The organism is Micromonospora sp. NBS 11-29 (assembly GCF_002140155.1).
Taxonomy (GTDB): domain Bacteria; phylum Actinomycetota; class Actinomycetes; order Mycobacteriales; family Micromonosporaceae; genus Micromonospora.
This window is the reverse complement of record NZ_NAPR01000004.1, coordinates 616,460-639,369: the sequence shown is the minus strand read 5'-3', so window position 1 is coordinate 639,369 and position 22,910 is coordinate 616,460. Positions and strand designations below refer to the sequence as shown.

At 71.4% G+C, this 22,910-nt stretch carries 20 protein-coding genes and 2 pseudogenes; 10 read left to right on the top strand and 12 right to left on the bottom strand.

The genetic code is table 11. The annotated features are described in order from the left end of the window. Positions 1-304 precede the first annotated feature (304 nt). From trxB to B1205_RS07050, 3 genes are all read left to right on the top strand, one after another. On the top strand, positions 305-1,258 hold the full coding sequence (gene trxB / locus B1205_RS07060; RefSeq protein WP_089154834.1) for a thioredoxin-disulfide reductase: 954 nt from the start codon (positions 305-307) through the stop codon (positions 1,256-1,258). A gap of 28 nt (positions 1,259-1,286) precedes the next feature. Continuing rightward, positions 1,287-1,610 carry a thioredoxin gene (gene trxA, locus B1205_RS07055; protein ID WP_089154833.1) on the top strand — a complete coding sequence of 108 codons (324 nt, stop codon included), beginning with the start codon at positions 1,287-1,289 and terminating at the stop codon, positions 1,608-1,610. Between the two features lie 154 nt (positions 1,611-1,764). Beyond that, positions 1,765-2,925 carry an N-acetylmuramoyl-L-alanine amidase gene (locus B1205_RS07050; RefSeq protein ID WP_089154832.1) on the top strand — a complete coding sequence of 387 codons (1,161 nt, stop codon included), beginning with the start codon at positions 1,765-1,767 and terminating at the stop codon, positions 2,923-2,925. A gap of 6 nt (positions 2,926-2,931) precedes the next feature. Here the strand turns inward: B1205_RS07050 and B1205_RS07045 are convergent, their stop codons facing one another. Further along, positions 2,932-3,597, bottom strand: a complete 666-nt coding sequence (locus B1205_RS07045; protein WP_089154831.1) for a GNAT family N-acetyltransferase — start codon at positions 3,595-3,597, stop codon at positions 2,932-2,934. Positions 3,598-3,857: 260 nt separating this feature from the next. Here B1205_RS07045 and B1205_RS07040 point away from each other — a divergent pair, with 260 nt between their 5' ends. Both B1205_RS07040 and B1205_RS07035 read left to right on the top strand, forming a co-directional pair. Then, positions 3,858-5,171, top strand: a complete 1,314-nt coding sequence (locus B1205_RS07040; RefSeq protein ID WP_089154830.1) for an aminotransferase-like domain-containing protein — start codon at positions 3,858-3,860, stop codon at positions 5,169-5,171. Between the two features lie 7 nt (positions 5,172-5,178). Continuing rightward, positions 5,179-6,119 (top strand): annotated as a pseudogene (locus B1205_RS07035) (D-alanine--D-alanine ligase family protein). A gap of 6 nt (positions 6,120-6,125) precedes the next feature. On the opposite strand, the gene B1205_RS31005 reads toward B1205_RS07035, so the two are convergent. The 10 genes and pseudogenes from B1205_RS31005 to rpmH all read right to left on the bottom strand — a co-directional run bounded on the left by B1205_RS31005 (position 6,126) and on the right by rpmH (position 15,146). Next, positions 6,126-6,422 carry a hypothetical protein gene (locus B1205_RS31005; protein WP_254909789.1) on the bottom strand — a complete coding sequence of 99 codons (297 nt, stop codon included), beginning with the start codon at positions 6,420-6,422 and terminating at the stop codon, positions 6,126-6,128. A 20-nt stretch (positions 6,423-6,442) separates the two neighbouring features. Next, a pseudogene (locus B1205_RS07030) lies at positions 6,443-7,024 on the bottom strand (hypothetical protein); the annotation flags it as partial. Positions 7,025-8,737: 1,713 nt separating this feature from the next. Beyond that, the gene (locus B1205_RS07020) at positions 8,738-9,778 is read right to left on the bottom strand and encodes a ParB/RepB/Spo0J family partition protein (RefSeq protein WP_089154829.1); all 1,041 of its coding nucleotides are present in this window, start codon (positions 9,776-9,778) and stop codon (positions 8,738-8,740) included. A 27-nt stretch (positions 9,779-9,805) separates the two neighbouring features. Further along, positions 9,806-11,137: a ParA family protein gene (locus B1205_RS32710; protein WP_089154828.1), complete on the bottom strand. Its 1,332-nt coding sequence runs from the start codon at positions 11,135-11,137 to the stop codon at positions 9,806-9,808. Positions 11,138-11,380: 243 nt separating this feature from the next. Continuing rightward, positions 11,381-12,145, bottom strand: coding sequence for a 16S rRNA (guanine(527)-N(7))-methyltransferase RsmG (rsmG, locus tag B1205_RS07010; RefSeq protein ID WP_441338455.1), 765 nt, complete (start codon positions 12,143-12,145; stop codon positions 11,381-11,383). Between the two features lie 344 nt (positions 12,146-12,489). Beyond that, entirely contained in the window at positions 12,490-13,068 is a 579-nt protein-coding gene (locus B1205_RS07005; protein WP_089154826.1) for a Jag family protein, read from the bottom strand. Between the two features lie 218 nt (positions 13,069-13,286). Next, positions 13,287-14,276: a membrane protein insertase YidC gene (gene yidC, locus B1205_RS07000; RefSeq protein WP_089154825.1), complete on the bottom strand. Its 990-nt coding sequence runs from the start codon at positions 14,274-14,276 to the stop codon at positions 13,287-13,289. A gap of 3 nt (positions 14,277-14,279) precedes the next feature. Further along, positions 14,280-14,519 (bottom strand): membrane protein insertion efficiency factor YidD, encoded by a 240-nt coding sequence (gene yidD, locus B1205_RS06995; RefSeq protein WP_089154824.1) that lies wholly within the window; start codon positions 14,517-14,519, stop codon positions 14,280-14,282. Between the two features lie 41 nt (positions 14,520-14,560). Next, positions 14,561-14,974, bottom strand: a complete 414-nt coding sequence (rnpA, locus tag B1205_RS06990; protein ID WP_089154823.1) for a ribonuclease P protein component — start codon at positions 14,972-14,974, stop codon at positions 14,561-14,563. Positions 14,975-15,008: 34 nt separating this feature from the next. Next, positions 15,009-15,146, bottom strand: coding sequence for a 50S ribosomal protein L34 (rpmH, locus tag B1205_RS06985; RefSeq protein WP_089154822.1), 138 nt, complete (start codon positions 15,144-15,146; stop codon positions 15,009-15,011). A 542-nt stretch (positions 15,147-15,688) separates the two neighbouring features. On the opposite strand from rpmH, the gene dnaA reads away from it, so the two are divergent. From dnaA to B1205_RS06960, 5 genes are all read left to right on the top strand, one after another. Continuing rightward, entirely contained in the window at positions 15,689-17,491 is a 1,803-nt protein-coding gene (gene dnaA, locus B1205_RS06980; RefSeq protein ID WP_089154821.1) for a chromosomal replication initiator protein DnaA, read from the top strand. 820 nt (positions 17,492-18,311) lie between these two features. Next, a complete protein-coding gene (dnaN, locus tag B1205_RS06975; protein WP_089154820.1) occupies positions 18,312-19,445 on the top strand; it encodes a DNA polymerase III subunit beta in 1,134 nt (377 codons plus the stop codon). Between the two features lie 40 nt (positions 19,446-19,485). After that, complete coding sequence (gene gnd / locus B1205_RS06970; protein WP_089154819.1) at positions 19,486-20,358, top strand: phosphogluconate dehydrogenase (NAD(+)-dependent, decarboxylating); 873 nt, start codon at positions 19,486-19,488, stop codon at positions 20,356-20,358. A 16-nt stretch (positions 20,359-20,374) separates the two neighbouring features. Further along, the gene (gene recF, locus B1205_RS06965) at positions 20,375-21,508 is read left to right on the top strand and encodes a DNA replication/repair protein RecF (protein WP_089154818.1); all 1,134 of its coding nucleotides are present in this window, start codon (positions 20,375-20,377) and stop codon (positions 21,506-21,508) included. Next, the gene (locus B1205_RS06960; RefSeq protein WP_089154817.1) at positions 21,498-22,172 is read left to right on the top strand and encodes a DUF721 domain-containing protein; all 675 of its coding nucleotides are present in this window, start codon (positions 21,498-21,500) and stop codon (positions 22,170-22,172) included. Before recF ends, B1205_RS06960 begins: the two co-directional genes overlap by 11 nt. A 10-nt stretch (positions 22,173-22,182) precedes the next feature. Here the strand turns inward: B1205_RS06960 and B1205_RS06955 are convergent, their stop codons facing one another. Beyond that, a complete protein-coding gene (locus B1205_RS06955) occupies positions 22,183-22,737 on the bottom strand; it encodes a hypothetical protein (RefSeq protein ID WP_089154816.1) in 555 nt (184 codons plus the stop codon). Positions 22,738-22,910: the final 173 nt, after the last annotated feature.

The following is a 22,910-nucleotide window of genomic DNA, read 5'->3' as shown; positions in this document are numbered from 1 at the left end:
ACCGAGCACGGCGGTGCGCCCCTCACCGTCGACCTGGTCGACTACGCCCGGTTCCAGGGCAGCCCGGCGCTGGTGGTCACGTTCGCGGACGCCGCCGGCAGCCGGTGGGGCTGGGTGAGCGGGCCGGAATGNGCGGTCATCGGGCCTGTCCCGCCGCGTGACGTGACCCACCGGACGACCGGTTCGGGAATCCCCGCTTCGTACGATGACGTTCTGCAAGTCAGGCGCCGGCGCGGCTGTGCCGTCGGCACTCGGATCGACATCGGTGCGCGCCGGTGACGAACACACACATCGGGAGACGGCAGTGGACGAGGTCCGCAACCTGATCATCATCGGCTCCGGTCCGGCCGGGTACACCGCAGCGGTCTATGCCGCGCGTGCCAACCTCAAGCCGCTGGTGATCGAGGGCGTGCAGTCCGGTGGCGCGCTGATGACCACCACCGAGGTGGAGAACTTCCCCGGCTTCGCGGACGGCATCCTCGGCCCCGAGCTGATGGACAACATGCGCAAGCAGGCCGAGCGGTTCGGCGCGGAGTTCCTCACCGACGACGTGACCCGGGTCGAGCTGAAGGACACCGGCGGGATCGGTTCGGACGCGGTGAGCACCGTCTGGGTGGGCGAGACCGCCTACCGGGCCCGCGCCGTCATCCTCTCCACCGGCTCGGCCTGGCGGCCGCTCGGCGTGCCGGGCGAGCAGGAATACCTGGGCCACGGCGTGTCGTCCTGTGCCACCTGTGACGGTTTCTTCTTCCGTAACCAGCACATCGTGGTGGTCGGCGGCGGCGACTCGGCGATGGAGGAGGCGAGCTTCCTCACTCGGTTCGCCGATTCGGTGACGATCATCCACCGCCGTGACTCGTTCCGGGCCAGCAAGATCATGGCGGACCGGGCGCTGGGCAACGAGAAGATCAAGGTCGAGTGGAACACCACCGTCGAGGAGATCCTCGGCGACGACGGCAAGGTCAGCGGCGTACGCGTGCGCAACGTCCACACCGGCGAGAGCAAGGTGCTCGACGTCACCGGCGTCTTCGTGGCGATCGGCCACGACCCGCGCAGCGAGCTGTTCCGCGGCCAGGTGGAGCTGGACGACGAGGGTTACGTGAAGGTGCAGGCGCCGAGCACCCGCACCAGCGTGCCGGGCGTGTTCGCGGCCGGTGACGTGGTCGACCACACCTACCGGCAGGCCATCACCGCGGCCGGCACCGGTTGCGCCGCCGCGCTGGACGCCGAGCGCTTCATCGCCACGGTGCAGGGCTGAGAATTTTCACCAGGAGGAGGGGTTCATAGTGGGAGCAACCAAGGCGGTCACGGACGCGAGCTTCGCGAGCGACGTGCTGAAGTCCGACAAGCCGGTTCTGGTCGACTTCTGGGCGGAGTGGTGCGGTCCGTGCCGCAAGGTGTCGCCGCTGCTGGAGGAGATCGCGGGCGAGATGGGTGACCAGGTCACCATCGTCAAGCTCAACATCGACGAGAACCCGGAGACGGCACGCGCCTACCGGGTGATGTCCGTGCCGACGCTGACCGTCTTCAAGGACGGCGAGCCGGTGCAGTCGATCGCCGGCGCCAAGCCCAAGGGTGAACTGGTCCGGCTCATCGAGTCCGCGCTCTGATCACCTCGCACCGTCGGAACCCCCGTCCGGGTGGCGGGGGTTCCGCCGTTCCTGACCTGTGCAAACCCGATCCTGACGGGTAACCGGCCACGGTACGCTCCGTAAACGCCCGTCGGAGTTCCGGTCCGCCGGCGTCCGTGCAGAGGGGGTCGTCGTGCGTCCGATCCGACCCGGTGACCGGGGCCCCGCGGTGGCCGAGATCCGCACCGTCCTCTCCGGGCTGGACCTGCTCACCTCCGACGGCCAGGGTGACTCCTACGACGCCGCGACCGAACGCGCGGTCCGCGCCTTCCAGCAGTCCCGTGGCCTCAGCGTGGACGGGCGGGTGGGCGCGGAAACCTGGCGGGCGCTCGACGCGGCCCGCTGGCGGTTCGGCGCCCGCGCCCTCTACCACGCCGTCAGCGAGCCGCTGACCGGCGAGGACGTCCGTTCGCTCCAGGAACGCCTGCTGGAGATGGGGTACGACGTGGGCCGCGCCGACGCCATCTACGGCATCCGCACCTCCCGCGCGGTCGCCCAGTTCCAGCGCGAGACGGGGCTCGACCCGGACGGCGCCTGCGGCCCGCACACCGTCGACGCGCTGCGCCGCCTCGGCCGCAAGGTGGTCGGCGGGCGCCCGCAGTGGCTACGCGAGTCCGACGCCATCCGCCAGGCCGGCCCGACGCTCGTCGGCCGGACCGTGGTGATCGACCCGGGGCACGGCGGCACCGATCCGGGCGTGGTGGTGCCCGACGGTCCGCTGCGCTGGAACGAGGCGGACCTCGTGCACGACCTGGCCAGCCGGTTGGAGGGGCGGCTCGCCGCGGCCGGCGTACGGGTGCAGCTGACCCGGGGGCCGTCGCCCCGTACCTGCCTGCCGGACGCGGACCGGGCTGAACTCGCCAACTCGCTCGGCGCCGACGTGTTCATCTCGCTGCACACCGACGGGCACGTCAACCCGGAGGCCGGCGGGGTGGCGACCTACCACTACGGCACCGACAACGGCGTCACCTCGGCCACCGGGGAGCGCCTGGCCGGATTGGTGCAGCGGGAGATCGTGGCCCGGACCGGGCTGCGCGACTGCCGTACCCACGCCAAGGCGTGGGAGTTGCTCCGGCTCACCCGGATGCCGGCGGTCCGCGTCGAGGTGGGTTACCTGACCTCGCCGGAGGACCGCGGCCGGCTGATCGACCCGAGGTTCCGGGACCGGGTCGTCGAGGCGATCGTGGCCGGCGTGCAACGCATGTACCTGCCGATCGAACGGGACGTGCCGACCGGCTCGATCGACGTCAGCGAGCTGCGCGCGGCCGTGGCCGCCGGCACCGTGGTCGACTGACCGGGGTCAGCTCGTCGAGCGGGTGGCGGGCGCCGGGCGGACCGGCCGCAGCAGCGTCTCCGGGCTCATCGAGCCGAGCAGCTTCTCCAGCGCGTACTCGACGTCGGACTTCCAGCTCAACGCGGTGCGCAACTCCAGCCGCAGGCGCGGGTAGCGCGGGTGCGGGCGGACCGTCTTGAAGCCCACCGACAGGAAGAAGTCGGCCGGGGCGAGACAGGCCCGGGTCGGCGCGTCCGCGTCGTCACCGAACTTCGCGTCGCCGAACGCCTCGATCGCCTTGATGCCGCGCTTGGTCAGGTCGCGGGCGACGCCTTGCACCAGCATCCGCCCCAGGCCGCCGTCGGCGAAGGCGGGCACCACGTGCGCCGTGGTCAACAGCGCCGCGTCCGCCGAGACCGGCGAGGTGGGAAACGCCATCGAGCGCGGAACGTACGCCGGCGGGGCAAACATGACGAACCCGGCGGGCATGCCGTCGACGTAGACCAACTTGCCGCAGGAACCCCACTCCAGCAGGGTCTGGGAGACCCAGGCCTCCTTCTCCAGGGCGGTGTCGCCGGCCACGCAGGCCCGCTCGGCGGAGACCGGATCAAGCTCCCAGTAGACGCACCGCCGGCAGGATCGGGGTAGGTCCTCCAGGGTGTCCAGGGTCAGGCTGACCAGACGACGCGACATGAGCGCACACCCCACCACTAGGCTTCCGGCTCCCGACGAGCGATCGTACGCTCCCGCTCGCCGTCGCGGGAGAGGACGCGCGAACGCCCACCCGGGCGGTGGACGGGCGGTCCGGGATGTGGACGTGTCCACTTGGCGGGTTCCGCACCGCTCACCAGGGACTACCATCGACCAATCGGCCGCGCGCCGCCAATGGATGCCGGCATCGCGGGTACCACACCGGGCGGCAGCCCCGCCGACCACCCGATCGAGGTGATGTCATGACCGGCACGACGCTCGACGACTACACCGACCGGTACGCCCGGCGTGTCCGGGGGATGACGGCCTCCGAGATCCGCGCGCTCTTCGCGGTCGCCAGCCGGCCGGAGGTCGTCTCGCTCGCCGGTGGGGCCCCCTACATCGCCGCGCTGCCGCTCGACGCGGTCGGCGAGATGCTCGGCCGGCTCGGCGCCGAGCACGGCACCACCACCCTCCAGTACGGCATCGGCCAGGGCACCCTGGAGCTGCGTGAGCGGATCTGCGAGGTGATGTCCCTCTCCGGCATCGACGCGTCCTGCGGCGCCTCCCCGGAGGACGTGGTGGTGACCGTCGGCGGTCAGCAGGCGCTCGACCTGGTGGCCCGCCTCTTCCTCGACCCGGGCGACGTGGTGCTCGCCGAGGGCCCGACGTACGTCGGCGCGCTCGGGGTGTTCCAGGCCGCCCAGGCCCAGGTGGCCCACGTCCCGATGGACGACCAGGGCCTCATCCCGGAGGCGCTGGAGGTGGCGATCGCCGACCTGGCCCGGGCCGGCCGGCGGGTGAAGTTCCTCTACACCATCCCGACCTACCAGAACCCGGCCGGCGTGACGTTGAGCGAGGAACGCCGGGAACGGGTGCTCGACATCTGCGAGCGCGCCGGGCTGCTCGTGGTGGAGGACGACCCGTACGGTCAGCTCGGTTTCTCCGGTGAGGCGCCCGCGCCGCTGCGGGCCCGGCGGCGCGACGGGGTCTTCTACCTGAGCACGTTCTCCAAGACCTTCGCCCCCGGTCTGCGGGTGGGCTGGATCCTCGCCCCGCACGCGGTGCGCGACAAGCTGGTCATCGCCAGCGAGGCGCAGATCCTCTGCCCGAGCGGCTTCGCGCAGGCGGCCGTCTCGACGTACCTCGGCACCATGCCCTGGCGGGAGCAGCTCAAGATCTACCGGGAGGTCTACCGCGAGCGGCGGGACGCGCTGCTCGACGCGATGGCCGACCTGATGCCGGCGGGCACCACCTGGACCACGCCCACCGGCGGCCTCTTCGTCTGGGCGACCCTGCCCGACGGCCTGGACGCCAAGGCGATGATGCCGCGGGCCGTCGCCGCCCGGGTCGCGTACGTGCCGGGCACCGGCTTCTACGCCGACGGCACCGGCACCGGCAACATGCGGCTCAACTTCTCCTTCCCGCCGCCCGAGCGGATCCGGGAGGGCGTACGCCGACTGGCCGGCGTGATGGAGCAGGAGATCGCCATGCGGAAGGTCTTCGGGGCGGTCGGCGGCGCGGGACCACGTCGCCGCCAGGGCGGCTCGGACGCGCCCGGCCCCGACTTGGCATGATGCCCGCATGGCCGTCAGCCCTGCCGCACAGACTTCCGTGACCGGACCCACCGCCACCGACCTGCATGTGCTGGTGCTCGCCGGTGGTCTCTCCTACGAGCGGGACGTGTCGCTCCGGTCCGGCCGTCGCGTGCTCGNCTGCCCGCCCTGACCGCCGACCCGCCCGACGCGGTGGTGATCGCGCTGCACGGGGCCACCGGCGAGGACGGCTCGCTGCGCGGCGTGCTCGACCTCTGCGACGTGCCCTACGTCGGGTGCGACGCGCGTTCCTCCCGGCTCGCCTGGGACAAGCCGTCGGCCAAGGCCGTGCTGCGTGAGGCCGGGATTCCCACGCCCGACTGGGTGGCCCTGCCACACGACCGTTTCTCCGAGCTGGGTGCGGTTGCCGTCCTGGACCGCATCGTCGACCGTCTCGGGCTGCCGCTGATGGTGAAGCCGGCGCAGGGCGGGTCCGGGCTGGGCGCCGCCGTGGTCCGGGATGCGGCGTCGCTGCCGGCTGCGATGGTCGGTTGTTTCGCGTACGACCAGACGGCGCTGGTGGAGCGCTACGTGCCCGGGATGGACGTGGCGGTTTCCGTGCTCGACCTGGGCGAGGGCCCGCAGGCCCTGCCCCCGGTCGAGATCGTGCCCCGTAACGGGGTCTACGACTACGCGGCCCGCTACACCGCCGGACGCACCACCTGGCACGCGCCGGCCCGGCTGGATTCCGCGACGACCGCGCAGGTGACGGAGGTGGCGCTCGCCGCGCACACCGCGCTCGGCCTGCGGGACATGTCCCGGGTCGACCTGATCGTCGACGCGGAGGGCCGACCGCATGTGCTGGAGGTCAACGTCTCCCCCGGGATGACGGAGACCTCGTTGCTGCCGCTGGCCATCCAGGCCGCCGGGCTCGACTTCGGCCAGGTCCTCGGCACGCTGGTGTCCCGGGCCGCCGCCCGCCGTCGCTGAGCTGACTCAGCCGGCGGTTCCCGGCCTCGTACGGTCGTCGCCGTCCGGGGCCGTTGCGTCGTCCGCGTCGCCCCGGCCGGCGCTCCCGGCGGCGGGCTGGTCGTCCTCCATGTGCCCGTCCCCGTCGCCGGCATGGCTGTCGTCGTCGGAGGGGTGCTCGTCGTCGTCCACGGTGCTCCGGGGGGCCGCTCCGTCGAGGTACGACGGCGCCGGAGCCTCCTCGTCGTCCCCGGCCGCCTCGGACTCCGGAATCTCCTCCGCCGCCTCGATGACGGACGTGGTCTCCTCCTCGGGCTGCTCCACCTCCTCCGGGGCGGCCGNGGCGCCTGCCAGTGGATGCGGGGCGGCTCGGCGAGCGGCCGGCCGCCGAACTCGGCGAGCCACGCGGCCACCATGGCCAGGTTCTCCCGCCACTGCTCCTCGGAGATCGGCGGCAGGATCGAGTCCCACAGGGACAGGAACGTGCCCCGCAGTTGCAGTCGCCCGTACGGCCGCGCCAGGAACCACATGTGCAGGTGCGCAGAGCCGTCACCCCAGCGGTTCACATGGACCCGCGCCACGCCGTCCAGCGAGCGGATGGCGCGCTCCAGGCGGACGGTCATCACGCCCAGCTCGGCGGCGAGGAGGTTCGGCAGGTCACCGAGGTCGAGGTGGGAGCGGGACTCCAGGATCAGGACCATCGGCAGCCCGGTCGGCCGGTCCATGGCGCGCACCCGCCACCGCTCACCGACCCAGATGTACGCCTCGTCGGGCGCGTTGCACGCGGTGCACTCCCGGTCGGCCTCACCCCGGCGGGGAGGCTCGAACGGTACGGGATCGTCAAGCTGCTTGACGCGGAGTTCGCCCTCGAAGGGGAAGGAAGGCCACTGGGTGAAGTCCGGGACTGAGGGAGGGGTGTCCTGCACGACGCTGACCCTAACCGAGTTGGCGGCGGCTGTCCCTACCTGTTCCGGAGCCTGTCCTGCCCGTTCGGCCCGGCCCGCTGTCCCACCCGGGCACCCACTCTCCTACCCGGCCCGGTCGACCTCCTACCGGCTCTGGTCGGCGCCGCCCGGCGGTCCGCGCCTTCCCTCTGCGCGCCGCACGCTCATCCACAGCGTTATCCACAGCGGTTGTCCACAGGCTGCGGACGTCATCAGTACAGTGCGTCATCCACAGCTCAGTAAGGGTTTCGGTGCTCCGTTTCACGTGAAACGGCGCCGCCCTGTGGATAACGGCTGTGGATAACCGGCGGGTGTAAGCGAGGTCTGCCGGGTGCCCTCCCTTCCCAACGATCGAGGCTCGACTTCGCATCGGGAAGGACGGCTCAGGACTGAGAATCTTTTCTTCCGGGTGTCGGTGCCCAGCCGCTCGCTCCTTCCGGTGCGCTGTGATCACAGCCGCAGCCGATGGTCGGTTCGGCACATCCGGGTTCCAGAAAACAGGGCCGGCCACGAATCGCGGAGCTGCAGTGTTGTGGTGCTTGACTGCTCTCGTCCGGCGGATCTTGCCGAGTTCTACCGGGCACTCCTCAGGGGTGCCGTCATACCAGCGCGATCAGCGATGGGCGCGCAGCGATGACTGGGCGACGCTGCACACGCCCCTGGTCTCGTCCTGGTGTTCGGGTGGCGAGATTAGGGCCACCATGCTGACCCGGTCCAGCCCGGCCCCAGCAGTTTCGTCTGGGCCTCGGGGTGGCAGACCTCGACCACGCTCAAGAGCAGGTGCTGACCATAGGCGCAGCGGTGCTGGACGATGGAGTAGATGAGCGCGGATGGCGAAGCTGCGGGACACCCGTTCTTTCTGGTCCGCCACGTACAGGACGGGGTCTAGGCGTTCTCTTCGGTCAGGACCGAGCCGACGCGGAGTCCGCGCGGTGACGTGGCAGGACGCGGGTTCTTCCCGGATACGGCGTCGTGTCCGGGACGACCCGCAACGCCGCCGATCCGTCGTCCGGGCCGGCCGGCGGGCGGCCCTGCGAAACAGGCCGAGGCGCACGGTTGCCGTTTCACGTGAAACGGCAACCGTGCGGGGGGGTTGACGGGTGTCGCCGCCTGGAACGGTCTCCGTGGATCGCGGCGGCCAACCACATCCCCGAACTGGTGCCATCCCGCAGGTTTGATACCGCCTCTTCGCCGTACTGGCCGCAGCGTTGCCGCCAGTACGGCGAACCAGCGTCATCCAGCCGAGGGAGTCCGCCGTCGGCGAGGTCGTCCGTGCGGGGCTGCCCGCAGTGGCNCGGCACGGCACGGCACGGCACGGCACGGCACGGCACGGCACGGCACGGCACGGCAGGAGTGTGCCTTACCTGTCTCGCCCGGGCCCCCGTCCGCCGGCTTGGACGACGACGCGGTAGGGCTGCGGTCGTCCCGGCATGAGGCCGTCCCGCACGAAACACGTCCTGCCAAATCACAGACGCTCGGCCGGCCGGCTCACGGAAGGCCGACATCAGTGATCGCGGGTCTCCGGGGACGGGCCCATGTGGGTCACCGTCAGCCGCTCCCGTTTCACGTGGAACCAGCGGCCGGGTAGCCGTTCGTTCCGAGTCGGTATGGGCGGGGCGGCTCGCCGGGAAGCGGAAACAAACCGGCCGCACCTCCCCTCAGGGCGGTGCGGCCGTATACACACGGGGGCCGGGATCACTCCTCGGGTGGCTCCTCCTGGCCCACCCCGATGATGCCGACGATTCGCTCCAGGTCGTCGACCGTCGCGAACTCGATGGTGATCTTTCCCTTGCTCCTGCCGATGTCGACCTTCACCCGGGTGTCGAAGCGGTCGGACAGGCGGTCGGCGAGATCGGAGAGCGCGGGGGCGTGGGGCTTGGTCCGGCGCTTGGCGGCGGGCTCCTTCGCCGGCCCATCCGCGAGCGCCAAGGCCACCAGTTCCTCCGTGCCACGCACCGAGATGCCCTCGGCGACGATCCGCACGGCCAGCTTCTCCTGCGCCTCGGCGTCGTCCAGACTGAGCAGCGCCCGTGCATGGCCGGCGGAGAGCACTCCTGCGGCGACGCGCCGCTGCACGACGGCCGGGAGGTTCATCAAGCGAATGGTGTTGGAGATCTGCGGGCGGCTGCGACCGATCCGCCGGGCCAGCTCCTCGTGGGTGGCGCCGAACTCCTCCAGGAGCTGTTGGTAGGCGGCCGCCTCCTCCAACGGGTTCAGGTTGGCGCGGTGGATGTTCTCCAGCAGCGCGTCCCGGAGCATCGCGTCGTCCTTGGTGTCGCGGACGATGGCGGGGATGCTCTCCCGGCCGACCGCCTGGGCGGCACGCCAGCGCCGCTCGCCCATGACGAGTTCGTACTTCTCCAGGTCGAGCTGTCGGACGACGATCGGCTGGAGGAAGCCCACCTCCTGGATGGAGGTCTTCAGCTCCTCCAGTGCCTCCTCGTCGAAGACGTGCCGGGGTTGCTTGGGGTTCGGCACGATGGCGTCGACCGGGATCTCGGCGAAGTGCGCGCCGGGCACCGGGCTGAGTTGAGGCTCGGGCTCGGCGGCCGGCGACGGGACACCGCCGCCCGCAACGGTCGCCGTGGCCGTCGCCCCGGAGACGGGAGCAGCCGGGGTGGTGTCCGGTGCGGATTCCTCCGTCTCGGTGCCCGTCGGGGCAGCAGCCGCTACCGGCCCGGTGGGGATGAGGGCACCCAGCCCTCGACCCAGACCGCCGCGGGGACGGTTCTTCATGCGACGCCTCCCAGCGACTTCTTCGCACTACGCATTCCGGCTCACCGGCTCCTTGACGCCTCGCTCAGCGATTTCCTGGGCGGCCTCGAAGTAGCTCGTGGCCCCCCGTGAACCGGGATCGTAGGTCATCACCGACTGGCCGTAACTCGGTGCCTCGGACACCCGTACGTTCCGGGGGATGACGGCCTGGAGCACCTTCTCCCCGAAGTGGTTCCGGACGTCCTGCTCCACCGCGTCGGCCAGCCGGGTACGCCGGTCGTACATGGTGAGCAGGATCGTGGAGACCTCCAACTTCGGGTTCAGGTGCTGGCGTACCAGGTTGATGTTGTTGATGAGCTGGTTGAGGCCCTCCAACGCGTAGTACTCGCACTGGATCGGGATGAGCACCTCCTGCGCGGCCACCAGCGCGTTCACGGTCAGCAGACCGAGCGAGGGCGGGCAGTCGATGAAGACGTAGTCGAAGTGCCCCGGGTACGCCTCGATGGCGCGCGACAGGCGGGACTCCCGGGCGACCACCGAGACCAGCTCGATCTCGGCACCGGCCAGGTCGATGGTCGCCGGCACACACCACAGGTTGGGGATGCCCTCGACGCCCTGGGCCACCTCCTCCAGCGGCACGCTGTCGATGAGGCAGTCGTAGACGTCCGGCACCCCCGTGTGGTGGGGCACGTTGAGCCCGGTGGACGCGTTGCCCTGCGGATCGAGGTCGACCACGAGCACCCGGTTCCCGTGCAGGGCCAGCGCCACCGCCAGGTTCACTGTGGTGGTGGTCTTACCCACGCCACCCTTCTGGTTGGCGACGCACATCACCCGGGTCCGGTCCGGGCGGGGCATGTTGACCTCGCCACTGGGATTCAGGATCTGCACGGCGCGCATCGCCTCCATAGCCAACGGTGGGTCATCCTCTTCGCGCGTCGGGGTTTCACGTGAAACGTACGTGCTGGTGGTGTTCGGGTCCTCGTAACCAGTGACCGGTGGCGTGTCGGCCCGGGCGGGTCCGGCCTCGGGTTGGTGCGGTACGGCGGACACCGGCGGTTGCGGTTCATATCGGCCGGGAAGCACGGCGTTCCCTCGCGCCGCCGGCGGTCGGGGGTTCGGCGCGTTCGCCGGCCCATCGCTCGGATCGTACGGCTCGCGGGCGGGTGGGACGTTGGCCGGCGCGGACGAGACCGGCCGGACGGAGCCGGCGGAGGAGCCGTCCCGTCGTGGGGCCGGTTCGACCGGACCACGCGGGAGCGCGTCCCGGGGACCGTCCACCATCCATTCCGGGTGGCCGGTTTCACGTGAAACCGAATCGCCGGTCGACCGCCCGCCGGACCCGGTCAGCTGTGGATCGTCATAGCTGTCGTCGTCATGCACCTGTCATCCCTACCCGCTCCGGATGGTCGGTCCGCACCCGTCAATCGGACCCGCCGCGTTCACGCGACGTCATCGGCCCGGCGGGAGCGGTCGGGTTCGGGTGCCGCCCGGCACCGCCGCTCCACACTATCGACGCGCGGTCAGCCTACGGCGGACGGGCGTGGCGGGTCCATGTCGGGTTGTGATCAATCAGGTCACGTCCGTGCGGTCCGCCACCCGGCGGCAAGCGACAGCGCTCGTCGGTCAGCGGTTCCGGTCACCGCGACGCCGGCCGCCGCGCGAGCGTTTCGGTCCCTTCGGTCGACGCGGATTCACCACCCGCTCCCGGACCACCTCGACCACCGTCGCCGGTGGATCGATCACCCCGACGCCGCACCGGTGCAGTTCCGGCTCGCCACCGCCGAGGCGGATGACCACCTCCGCGTGCTCGGCGATCTCCTCGGTCGCGGAGGCGCCCTTGAGGGCCACCAGCCGCCCGCCCGGCACCGTCAGCGGCAGGCACCAGGTGGCGAGCCGGTCGAGCGCGGCCACGGCCCGGGCCGTGACAATGTCGGCGGAGAGCGGCGCACGGTCGCGCGACCCGGCGGCCGCCTCCTCGGCCCGCCCTCGGAACACCCGGACGTCGCGGGTCAGCCCCAGGTGCTGCACCGCCTCGATCAGGAAGCCGGTCCGCCGGGAGAGCGGTTCGACCAGGGTGACGGTGAGATCGGGGCGGGCGATCGCCAGCACCAGGCCGGGCAGCCCGGCCCCGGACCCGACGTCGATCACGCTGGCGCCCTTGGGGATCCGCTCCGCCATCACCGCACAGTTGAGCAGATGCCGGTCCCAGAGCCGCGGCGTCTCGCGGGGCCCGATCAGACCCCGGACCACGCCCTCCGTGGCCAGCAGTTCGGCGTACGCGGCGGCGAGGTCGAGCCGGTCGCCGAAAATCGCGCGGGCGGCCGTCGCCAGCTCCGGCGGCAGCGTCGCCCCCGTCGCGTCCGAGGCGCCGACGGCGGAGCCGTCGATCGAGGATGATCCGGCGACGACGACGGGCGGCTCGGCGAGCGAGGGTGGGGGCGTGACGTCCGGCTCGGCGAATACGGGGTCGGCCGCGCCGGTCGGGGTCTCGGACCCGACGGGCTCCGGCGCGGTTTCACCGGAGAAGGCGGGCGTGACGTCCGAGGCCGAATCGGTGACGGCGTCGATTCCCTTCCCCCCTGCCGGGCCGTCGGAGAAGAGAGATTCCCCGGGATCGGCCCGTCGGTCGTCGGCGGAGGAGACCGCGTCGTGCCGCACAGCCGACGACCCGGGTGGCGTACCACCCGGGCCGGCCACGGCGTCCGCCGTCGTGTCGTCGGAAGCCATTGACCTCAGTCCGCCGGCCGGACGACGATGCGGCGGTTCGGCTCGACGCCCTCGGACTCGCTCTCCACCCCGCTCATCGCGTTGACCACGTCGTGCACGCACTTGCGCTCGAACGCGGACATCGGCTCCAGGCGCACCGGCTCGCCGTGCTCCTTGACCTTCTCGACCGCGTTCTTGGCGACCGCGGCCAGCTCCTTGCGCCGAGCCGCCCGGTAGCCGCCGACGTCGAGCAGCAGCCGGCTCGGCGTACCGGTCTGCCGGAACACCGCCAGGCGGGTCAGTTCCTGGAGCGCCTCCAGGGTGGCCCCCCGCTGGCCGACCAGGTTCTGCAGACGGCCACCGACCACCTCGACGACCGGCCGACCGCCGGAGACCAGCTCGTCGATGTCGCCGTCGTAGTCGAGGATGTCCAGCAGGCCCTCGACGTAGTCGGCGGCGATCTCGCTCTGCCGGAAGAGGTCGCTGTCGGCCGGGGCCTTCTTCTCCCGGACCTCGGTGGCGGCTCCCTCGGTCTCTGCGGTGGCGGCTGCGGGAGCCTCCTCCTCCAGGGACTGGTCGGCGCTGGGGATGCTGGTGTCGGTCACGGTCTCATCTCCGTACTCGCTCGGCCGGACCGTCGGGGTCCGCTGGTCTCCCGGGGGCCGGCAGAAGGTTCGCCGGCTGCCCACGGGCACGTCTGTACGGGCCAGTTTCGCCCGTGACCGCGCTGCGCGCGGCGATTCCGGCCCGGCGCCGACCCTCGAAGGGTGGCAGCTCGGGGGCCGAAGGGGCCACCGCCGGTCGAGGCGGTGGCCCGGCGGGATCAGCCCTGCCGCTTGGCGGGACGGCTACCGGTCTTCTTGGGGTTGACCGGCTTGGCACCCGGCTTCGGGCCGGCCACCTTCGGCGCGGCGGCCGGTGCCTTCGTCGCCACCGGCTGGGCGGTCTTGCGACCGAGCAGGCCGCCGGTCTTGACCGGCTGCACCGGGCCCTTGCCGGGAACGCTCTTCTTCGGCGGCACCAGCGGCGGGAACTTCCGCAGCACCCACTGCTGCTGGCCGAGCGTGAAGAGGTTGTTGGTGACCCAGTAGATGATCACACCGATCGGGAAGATCGAGCCCGAGACGAGCAGCGAGACAGGGATGCCGTAGAGCATGATCCGCTGCACCATCCGCTGCTGCGGATCGTCGGACCACCCGGTCTTGAGGATCATCTGCCGGCTGGTCAGGTAGGTGGTGGCGATCATGATGAGCACCAGGATGCCGGCGACCACCTTCACCGTGCCGGTGTTCGCGCCCAGCTGCGACAGCTCGTCGGCCGTGGACCCGAACCGACCGGAGATCGGGGCGGTGAGGAGCTTCGCGCTGGACGCGCTGTTGAACTGGTCCACGGTCCAGCCGTACAGGGTCTTGCCCTGGTTTTCGGGGTTGAGCCGCTTGAGCGTGTGGAACAGGCCCAGGAAGACCGGGATCTGGAGGAAGATCGGAAGGCAACCCATCAGCGGGTTGGCCTTCTCCTTCCGGTAGAGCTCCATCATTTCCTTCTGGAGCGTCTCCCGGTCACCCTTGTGCTTCTCCTGGAGCTCCTTCACCTTCGGCTGGAGCGCCTGCATGGCACGCTGCGACTTGATCTGCTTGACGAAGACCGGGAACAGGATCACCCGGACCGTCACCACCAGGAAGATGATGGCGAGGATCCAGGCCCAGTTCGTGCCGATCACCGCATCGACCGGCACCCCGATGGCGTCCCAGGCCGAGTGCCAGGTCAGCAGGATCCACGAGATCGCGTAGTAGATCCAGTCCAGACTGAACAATTCTCAGGCTCCAGTCACGTCGGCACGGAGGTGATCGCCCGGCTCCGGCACCGGGTCGTGTCCACCTGGGTGAAAGGGGTGGCAGCGCGACAGCCGCCGGACCGTCAGCCAGAATCCCCGGAGTGCGCCGTGCCGGGACACCGCCTCGACGGCGTAGGCACTGCACGACGGGTAGAACCGGCAGCGGGCCGGCAACGCCGGACTTATCCAACGACGGTACGCGATGATGGGCGTCAGCAGCATGCGGGCACCGGTGGTCGGCGACGTGGTCGTGCTCCCGCCGCTCACCGCGACCGCCGTCCCCGGGGCGACCGCGCGGCGGTGAGAGCAGCGTCCAGGTCGGCTCCGAGCCGGGCGTACGTCGCGTCGGCCGCCGGTGGCAGCGCGCGTACCACCAGGGTCGTTCCGTCGGGCAGCTCGGGCAGCCGCTCGCGGACCAGGTGCCGGAGTCGGCGGCGGACCTTGTTGCGGACCACCGCGCCGCCGACGGCCTTGGACACGACGAAGCCGGCGCGGCGGGGTACGGAGGGCTCCGCACCCCGGCTCCGCGCCGGCTCCGGCGAGGGTGTCGCGGTGGTGTCGGTCGGCTCGGGAAGGGTCAGGTGGACCACGACGGCGCCACGGCCGACGCGTCGCCCACCGCGAACCGCTGCGGCGAAGTCGCTACTGCGCCGCAGTCGCTGCGCGGCGGTCAGCACGACTGCCCACGTCCCCGGCCCGCACCGGTCGGCCTCAGGCCGACAGGCGGGAGCGGCCCTTGGCGCGACGGGTCGAGATGATGGCGCGGCCGGCACGGGTGCGCATGCGCAGCCGGAAGCCGTGGGTCTTCGCGCGCCGGCGGGTGTTCGGCTGGTAGGTGCGCTTGCTCACGTCAGGCTCTCCGTTGTCGTACGCCCCGTGCGGCGGATCGCCCGGGGTCGTGTGCTGGTCCAGATCACCTCGGGGGTGACCTTCCGATCGGCGCTGCCCGGCGGACAGCGAGCATCAATCACCCTAGCAGAGGGCGAGAGAGCGGCCGCTCCAGCCTACGCAGGCGCGCAACGACCGTCAAACCTCATACTCCAGGCCCGACCTGCGCCGGGATCCCGACCGAAGGGGCGGTTTTCACTGATGTTGCCAACGCCGCTCGGGTGTCGGCGGTTGATGACGCGGGGTTCCCGCTGTTAGCGTGCCCGATTGCGGTCGGCGTCGGGGTTCCGGTTTGTCGCCGGCCGGCAAGACCGGACAAGCTGTTGAATCGTTCGGCACGGTGAACCCGCTTCAGCGCCTCCGCCGATCAGGGGGGCAGGTCCGACCCGCGTCCGGTGGGCGGCCACAATCGGTCCGTACACACAGGCTGTGGATAACTTGTGGATGACGACCGGTCAGCCGTCCGGGCGGGCGTGAGGATCAGGCGAGGGGGTGGCACGACGGTGACCGGAGCGACCGACCTGGCCGCGGTGTGGGCCGCAACCACCGAGGAACTCGCCGACGAGATCATCTCCGCGCAGCAGCGGGCGTATCTCCGGCTCACCCGGTTGCGGGCCATCGTCGAAGAGACCGCGCTGCTCTCCGTGCCCGACGCGTTCACCCGGGACGTGATCGAGTCGCGACTCCGCCCGGCCATCACCGAGGCGTTGAGCCGGCGGCTCGGCCGACCGATCCAGGTGGCCGTCACCGTACGGGTCCCCGAGGACCCGGGCGCGCGCCCGGCCGGCACGGTGTACCGCAGCAACCCGGACCCGCTCACCGAACCGAGCGGCCCGGCGGGTCTGCTCCCCGGTTTCGACCAGCCCGGCCCGGCGTTTCCCACCACCCGCCCGGATTCCGGATACGCCGATGCGAGGCCGGAGCACCCGGTGGAGGAGTCCGCCCCGCGGCAGCGCGGCGCGGACGGCGGGCACCCCCACCTCGTCCCCGCCGGGCGGGACGCGCAGGACACGCTCTTCGGCACCGCGTTCGCCGAACCGCTGCGCGCCCCCGAACGCCGGCCCTTCGACGACGACCCCCGCATCGAGCCGCCCGCTCAGGACGTCGGCAGGTACGAGCCCCGCTACCGGGAAGCACCGGGGCCGGTCGACACCACGCCGCTGCGTGGCCTGCCCCACGACGGCGCCACGGACAACGGCCCCGGGCGCGGCGCTCCCGACCACCACCGCCCCGGCGGTCAGGGCGACCGTCGGCTGCCCGGCGGGGCGGAGAGCGGCGGCAACCGGCTCAACCCGAAGTACATGTTCGAGACGTTCGTCATCGGCTCGTCCAACCGCTTCGCCCACGCGGCGAGCGTGGCGGTGGCCGAGTCGCCGGCCAAGGCGTACAACCCGCTGTTCATCTACGGCCACTCCGGGCTGGGCAAGACCCACCTGCTGCACGCCATCGGGCACTACGCGACGACGCTCGGCAACGCCCGCTCGGTCCGGTACGTCTCGACCGAGGAGTTCACCAACGACTTCATCAACTCGTTGCGGGACGACAAGACCAGCGCGTTCCAGCGCCGCTACCGGGACGTGGACATCCTCCTGATCGACGACATCCAGTTCCTGGAGAACCGGGAGCGGACGCAGGAGGAGTTCTTCCACACCTTCAACACCCTGCACAACGCCAACAAGCAGATCGTGATCACCTCGGACCGGTCACCGCGCCAGCTCGCCACGCTGGAGGACCGGATGCGCACCCGGTTCGAGTGGGGGCTGCTGGCCGACATCCAGCCGCCGGACCTGGAGACGCGGATCGCGATCCTGCAGAAGAAGGCGGCGCAGGAGCGGATGTACGCCCCGCCGGACGTGCTGGAGTTCATCGCCTCCCGGGTGTCGAACTCGATCCGCGAGCTTGAGGGCGCGCTGATCCGGGTCACCGCCTTCGCCAGCCTCACCCGTTCCTCGGTCGAGCTGTCGCTGGCCGAGGAGGTGCTGCGCGACTTCATGCCGGACGGCGCCGGCCCGGAGATCAACGCCGACCAGATCATGGCCTCGACCTCCGAGTACTTCGGAGTCAGCCTGGAGGACCTGCGCGGCCACTCCCGGTCCCGGGTGCTGGTCAACGCGCGCCAGGTGGCCATGTATCTCTGTCGTGAGCTGACCGATCTGTCGCTGCCCCGGATCGGGCAGGCATTCGGCGGACGGGACCACACCACGGTGATGCACGCCGACCGCAAGATCCGTCAGCAGATGGCGGAGCGGCGCTCGCTCTACAACCAGATCGCCGAGCTGACCAACCGGATCAAGCAGACCACCTGAGCGACGCTCGGCGTCACGAGCCCGGCCGGACATCCCGGCCGGGCTTCGTCGTCTCCGCCCCCGCCACTGGTCGATCCTCGCGTTCGGGTAGCGCCTCGGCCGACCGGGGACGCGACTTCCCGGTGCCGGATTGACCCTCGACCCGGTTCAGGGCACAGAATCGGTGTCGTGTTTGTCCACAGGTCCTGCCGGTTGTCCACAGCCCCTGTGTCACAGGCGGTGGATAACGACCCTCTGCACCCGACCGGTTACCCACAGATTGTGGATAACTCCTGGGGACGGACCTGTGGACGCCTGGAGACGACGGGCGTGTCGTCCCCAGGAAACGGGTCGCCTGTGGGCAGCCTGTTGAAGGTTCTGGGGATGACGACGGTCGACGGCGGTCGCGTTGTCCACAGCACTGGGGAGAAACCCGGTGGATAAGCGGTGGATAACCGGTGGACAGCGGTGGATAACTCGGCGGCCGCCGGGGGCTGTGGACCGGGACACGAGTTGTACCCCTGGTTCTCCACAGGAAAACCACCGGTGGATAACGTGTCTGAGCTGCGCGAACTTGAGTTCTCCACAGTTTGCACAGGTGCGATGAAGACGATGAGTTATCTCTTCTAAAGAATCAAAAACCAATCATCACCGTTGGACTTCCTGTGGATCGGGCCGCAGCGCCGCCGCTGGCACCGCCCCGGCACCTGGATCCACGGGGTCGGGCGCACAGCCGATGCCCACGCGCCCTAAGGTGCGATGGGTACCCGCACGGTCGGGCGGGACGGGTGGCAGCGGTCGGCATGAGAGAGTTGTCGCTGACGTCGACGCGGAGGCATTGATGAAGTTCCGAGTGGAGCGCGACGCGCTCGCCGAGGCGGTCGCGTGGACCGCCAAGAGCCTGCCCAACCGACCCTCCGTGCCGGTGCTGGCCGGGGTGATGCTCCGGGTGACCGACGGCAACCTCCAGGTCTCCGGCTTCGACTACGAGGTCTCCAGCCAGGTGACCGTCGAGGTGCAGGGTGACGCGGACGGCGCCGCCCTCGTCTCCGGCCGGCTGCTCGCCGAGATCACCAAGGCGCTGCCGGCCAAGCCGGTGGACATCGCCGCGGTCGGCGCCCACCTGGAACTGGTCTGCGGAAGTGCCCGGTTCACCCTGCCCACCATGCCGGTGGAGGACTACCCGACCCTGCCGGAGATGCCGGCGAGCGCGGGCACCGTCGACTCCGCAGCCTTCGCCGCCGCGGTGGCCCAGGTCGCCATCGCCGCCGGCCGTGACGAGACGCTGCCGATGATGACCGGCGTCCGGCTCGAACTGTCCGGCAGCACCATGGCCATGCTGGCCACCGACCGTTACCGCCTCGCCCTGCGCGAGATGGAGTGGAACCCGGACGATCCGGAGATCAGCCTCAACGCGCTGGTCCCGGCCCGCACCCTGAACGACACGGCCAAGGCGCTCGGCCCGCTCGGCGGTCACGTCACCATGGCGCTCTCCGCCGGCGGCGCCGGCGAAGGCATGATCGGTTTCTCCGGCGGCACCCGCCGGACCACCAGCCGGCTGCTCGACGGCGCCAACTACCCGCCGGTGCGCTCACTCTTCCCGGCCGACCACAACGCCGAGGCCCGCATCGCGGTCGCCACCCTGATCGAGGTCGTGAAGCGGGTCGCGCTGGTCGCCGAGCGCACCACGCCGGTGCTGCTCAGCTTCAGCTCCGACGGCCTCGTGGTGGAGGCCGGCGGCACCGAGGAGGCCCGGGCCAGCGAAGCCATGGACGCCACCTTCAGCGGCGACCCGCTCACCATCGGCTTCAACCCGCAATACCTGATCGACGGCCTGTCCAACCTGGGCGCCCAGCACGCCCTGCTGCGCTTCGTCGACGCGTTCAAGCCCGCGGTCATTTCCCCCGCCGGTGAGGATGGCGAGATCATCCCGGGGTACCGGTACCTCATCATGCCGATCCGCGTGTCCCGCTGATCGCCGGTAGCACCACCCTGACGTACGGAGGTAGCAGCAGATGCAGCTCGGCCTGGTAGGACTCGGCCGGATGGGCGGCAACATGCGCGAACGACTGCGCGCCGCCGGGCACGAGGTGGTCGGCTACGACCACAACCCTGAGCTCAGCGACGCCGCGAGCCTCGCGGAGCTGGCCGAGAAGCTCGACGCGCCCCGCGCGATCTGGGTCATGGTCCCCGCCGGCGTCACCGACGCCACCATCGACGAACTCGCCGGCGTGCTCGGCGAGGGCGACATCATCATCGACGGCGGGAACTCCCGGTTCAGCGACGACGCCCCGCGCGCTGAGCGACTGAACGAGCAGGGCATCGGCTACGTCGACGTGGGCGTCTCCGGCGGCGTCTGGGGCCGGCAGAACGGCTACGGCCTGATGGTCGGCGGCGCGCAGCAGCACGTCGACCGGCTCATGCCGATCTTCGACGCGCTCAAGCCCGAGGGCGAGTTCGGCTTCGTGCACGCCGGCCCGGTCGGTGCCGGCCACTACGCCAAGATGGTGCACAACGGCATCGAGTACGGCCTGATGCACGCCTACGCCGAAGGCTTCGAGCTGCTGTCGAAGTCCGAGATCGTCACCAACGTCCCGGGCGTGTTCAAGTCCTGGCGCGAAGGCACCGTCGTCCGGTCCTGGCTGCTCGACCTGCTCGACCGGGCCCTCGACGAGGACCCGGAGCTGGCCGAGCTGAGCGGCTACACCGAGGACACCGGCGAGGGCCGGTGGACGGTCGACGAGGCGGTGCGCCTCGCCGTGCCGCTCAACGTGATCACCGCCTCCCTGTTCGCCCGGTTCGCCTCCCGGCAGGACGACTCGCCCGCCATGAAGGCCGTCGCCGCGCTGCGCCAGCAGTTCGGCGGCCACGCCGTCCACAAGCGCTGACCGGATCCCCGCACCTGTGTACGTCCGCCGGCTCGAACTGGTCGACTTCCGCTCCTACGAGCGGGTCGGCGTCGACCTGGAGCCGGGCCCGAACGTGCTCGTCGGCGCCAACGGCGTCGGCAAGACCAACCTGGTCGAGGCGCTCGGCTACGTGGCGACCCTGGACTCGCACCGGGTCGCCACGGACGCCCCGCTGGTCCGGATGGGCGCCGGCTCGGCGGTGATCCGCTGCGCCGTCGTGCACGAGGGCCGGGAACTGCTCGTCGAGCTGGAGATCGTCCCGGGCAAGGCGAACCGGGCCCGGCTCGGCCGCTCCCCGGCCCGCCGCGCCCGGGACGTGCTCGGCGCGCTGCGGCTGGTGCTCTTCGCCCCGGAGGACCTGGAACTCGTCCGGGGCGACCCGGCCGAACGCCGCCGCTACCTGGACGACCTGCTGGTCACCCGCCAACCCCGCTACGCCGGCGTCCGCGCCGACTACGAGCGGGTGGTCAAGCAACGCAACGCGCTGCTGCGCACGTCGTACCTCGCCCGCAAGACCGGCGGCACCCGAGGCGGCGACCTGTCCACCCTCACCGTCTGGGACGCCCACCTGGCGCAACACGGGGCCGAACTGCTCGCCGGCCGGCTGGAACTGGTCGCGGCACTCACCCCGCACGTCGCCAAGGCCTACGACGCGGTGGCGGCCGGCCGCGGCGCGGCCGGCATCACCTACCGGCCGTCGATCGACCTGCCCGACCCGACCACCGACCGGGCCTCGCTGGCCGAGGCGCTCACCGCCGCGCTCGCCGCGAACCGCACCGCCGAGATCGAGCGCGGCACCACGCTGGTCGGCCCGCACCGCGATGACCTGGCCCTCACCCTGGGCCCGCTGCCCGCCAAGGGATACGCCAGCCACGGCGAGTCCTGGTCGTACGCGCTGGCGCTGCGGCTGGCCGGGTACGACCTGCTGCGCGCCGACGGCATCGAGCCGGTGCTGGTGCTCGACGACGTCTTCGCCGAGTTGGACGCCGGCCGGCGGGAACGGCTGGCCGAACTGGTGGGCGGCGCCGGTCAGCTCCTGGTCACCTGCGCGGTGGACGACGACGTGCCGGCGACGCTGCGGGGCACCCGCTACACGGTCGGCGAGGGGACGGTGCGACGTGCCGGATGACGAGGTTCGGCTCCCGCCAGCGCGGCTGGGGCCGGGACGTGACGGCGGGACGACCGCGCGGGCCGGCCGGGGCGAGGCCGACGCGCGTACCCCCGCGAAGCCGGCGGACGGCGAGCGGGCCACCGCCAAGCCGGCGGACGGCGGGCCGGGTGCGGCGCCGGAGGGCGCGGCCGGGCCGGAGCTGGCCCGGGCGGTTCTGGACGCGGCGAAGGCCAAGCGTCAGGCCGCGGCCGGCACCCGGCGGCGCAGCGCGGTGCGCGGCGACGGCGAGAAGCGGCTGCGCGGCTACTCCGGCTCCGGCCCGGACCCGCGCGACCCGCAGCCGCTCGGCGCGGTCCTCGACAAGCTGGTGAAGGCGCGGGGCTGGCAGCAGCCGGCGGCGGAGGCCACCGTCTTCGGCGCCTGGGAGAAGGTGGTCGGCCCGGAGGTCGCCCAGCACAGCCGCCCGATCAAGCTGGAGGACGGCGAGCTGACCGTCGAAGCCCGCTCGACGGCCTGGGCGACCCAGCTCCGGCTGCTGGCCGGGTCACTGCTGAAGCAGATCGCCCGCGAGGTCGGCCACAACGTGGTGCGCAAGCTGCACATCCACGGCCCGGCCGCGCCGTCCTGGTCGCGCGGCCCCCGTCGGGTACGCGGCCGCGGCCCGCGCGACACCTACGGCTGACCCGAGGGCGTCAGGCGTCGGCGTAGACCGCGAACCCGCGCTCGGCGCAGCGCCGGTAGAACGCGGCCAACACGCTCAACTCGGCGCAGGTGAAGTTCCACTGCGGCGGATCGCCGCTGTCGTCGCGCAGCTTGTCCAGCCGGCTGTCCAGCCAGCGGAGCTGCTGCTCGGCCAGCCGTCCGTCGCCGAGCAGCGCCCGCAGCACCTCGCTGACCGACTCGAACGTCACCGCCTCGCCGTGCGGCCGGTGCCGGGCGACGAACTTCTCCACGCCCTCGGCGATCCAGGAGCACCCGTCCGGGTCGATCACCGGATCCTCGTCCTCCGCCGCGTTCTCCGTGGCGTAGAGCACATTTTCCAGCCCGAGGATCAGGTCGACCAGCTCGGTGTACGCGGTCGCCCGTACCGTGCCGGTCTTCGCGATCAGCTCGGCGAGCGCGGCGGTCGGCGCCGAGATGCGCGGCACGTCCACGATCTCGCCGAAGTCCACGAACTCGGCCGGCGCGACCGGATCGTAGAAGCGGCCGGTACGCGGCCAGTGCACCGCGACGTTGTCCAGCCCCATCGGGCGTCACCTCTCACCAAGCGTCGGTCGGACGATATCCGACGATCGTCCCCGTTCCGGGCGGGAAAGATCAAGACCGCAACGGCGGCGCCCAAAAGGTACGGCACGACGCGTCCCGCCGCGACCCCCGGGCCGACCGACGGCCGCCGGTCACGGTGGCCGATGGCGCGGCA

What these genes read in the sequence shown, in the direction of transcription:
- gnd (WP_089154819.1), top strand. Translation starts at nt 19,486, where the DNA reads ATGCAGCTCGGCCTGGTAGGACTCGGCCGGATGGGCGGCAACATGCGC.
- yidD (WP_089154824.1), bottom strand. Translation starts at nt 14,519, where the DNA reads ATGCTGCTGACGCCCATCATCGCGTACCGTCGTTGGATAAGTCCGGCG.
- B1205_RS07020 (WP_089154829.1), bottom strand. Translation starts at nt 9,778, where the DNA reads ATGAAGAACCGTCCCCGCGGCGGTCTGGGTCGAGGGCTGGGTGCCCTC.
- B1205_RS07040 (WP_089154830.1), top strand. Translation starts at nt 3,858, where the DNA reads ATGACCGGCACGACGCTCGACGACTACACCGACCGGTACGCCCGGCGT.
- B1205_RS06955 (WP_089154816.1), bottom strand. Translation starts at nt 22,737, where the DNA reads ATGGGGCTGGACAACGTCGCGGTGCACTGGCCGCGTACCGGCCGCTTC.
- dnaN (WP_089154820.1), top strand. Translation starts at nt 18,312, where the DNA reads ATGAAGTTCCGAGTGGAGCGCGACGCGCTCGCCGAGGCGGTCGCGTGG.
- B1205_RS07045 (WP_089154831.1), bottom strand. Translation starts at nt 3,597, where the DNA reads ATGTCGCGTCGTCTGGTCAGCCTGACCCTGGACACCCTGGAGGACCTA.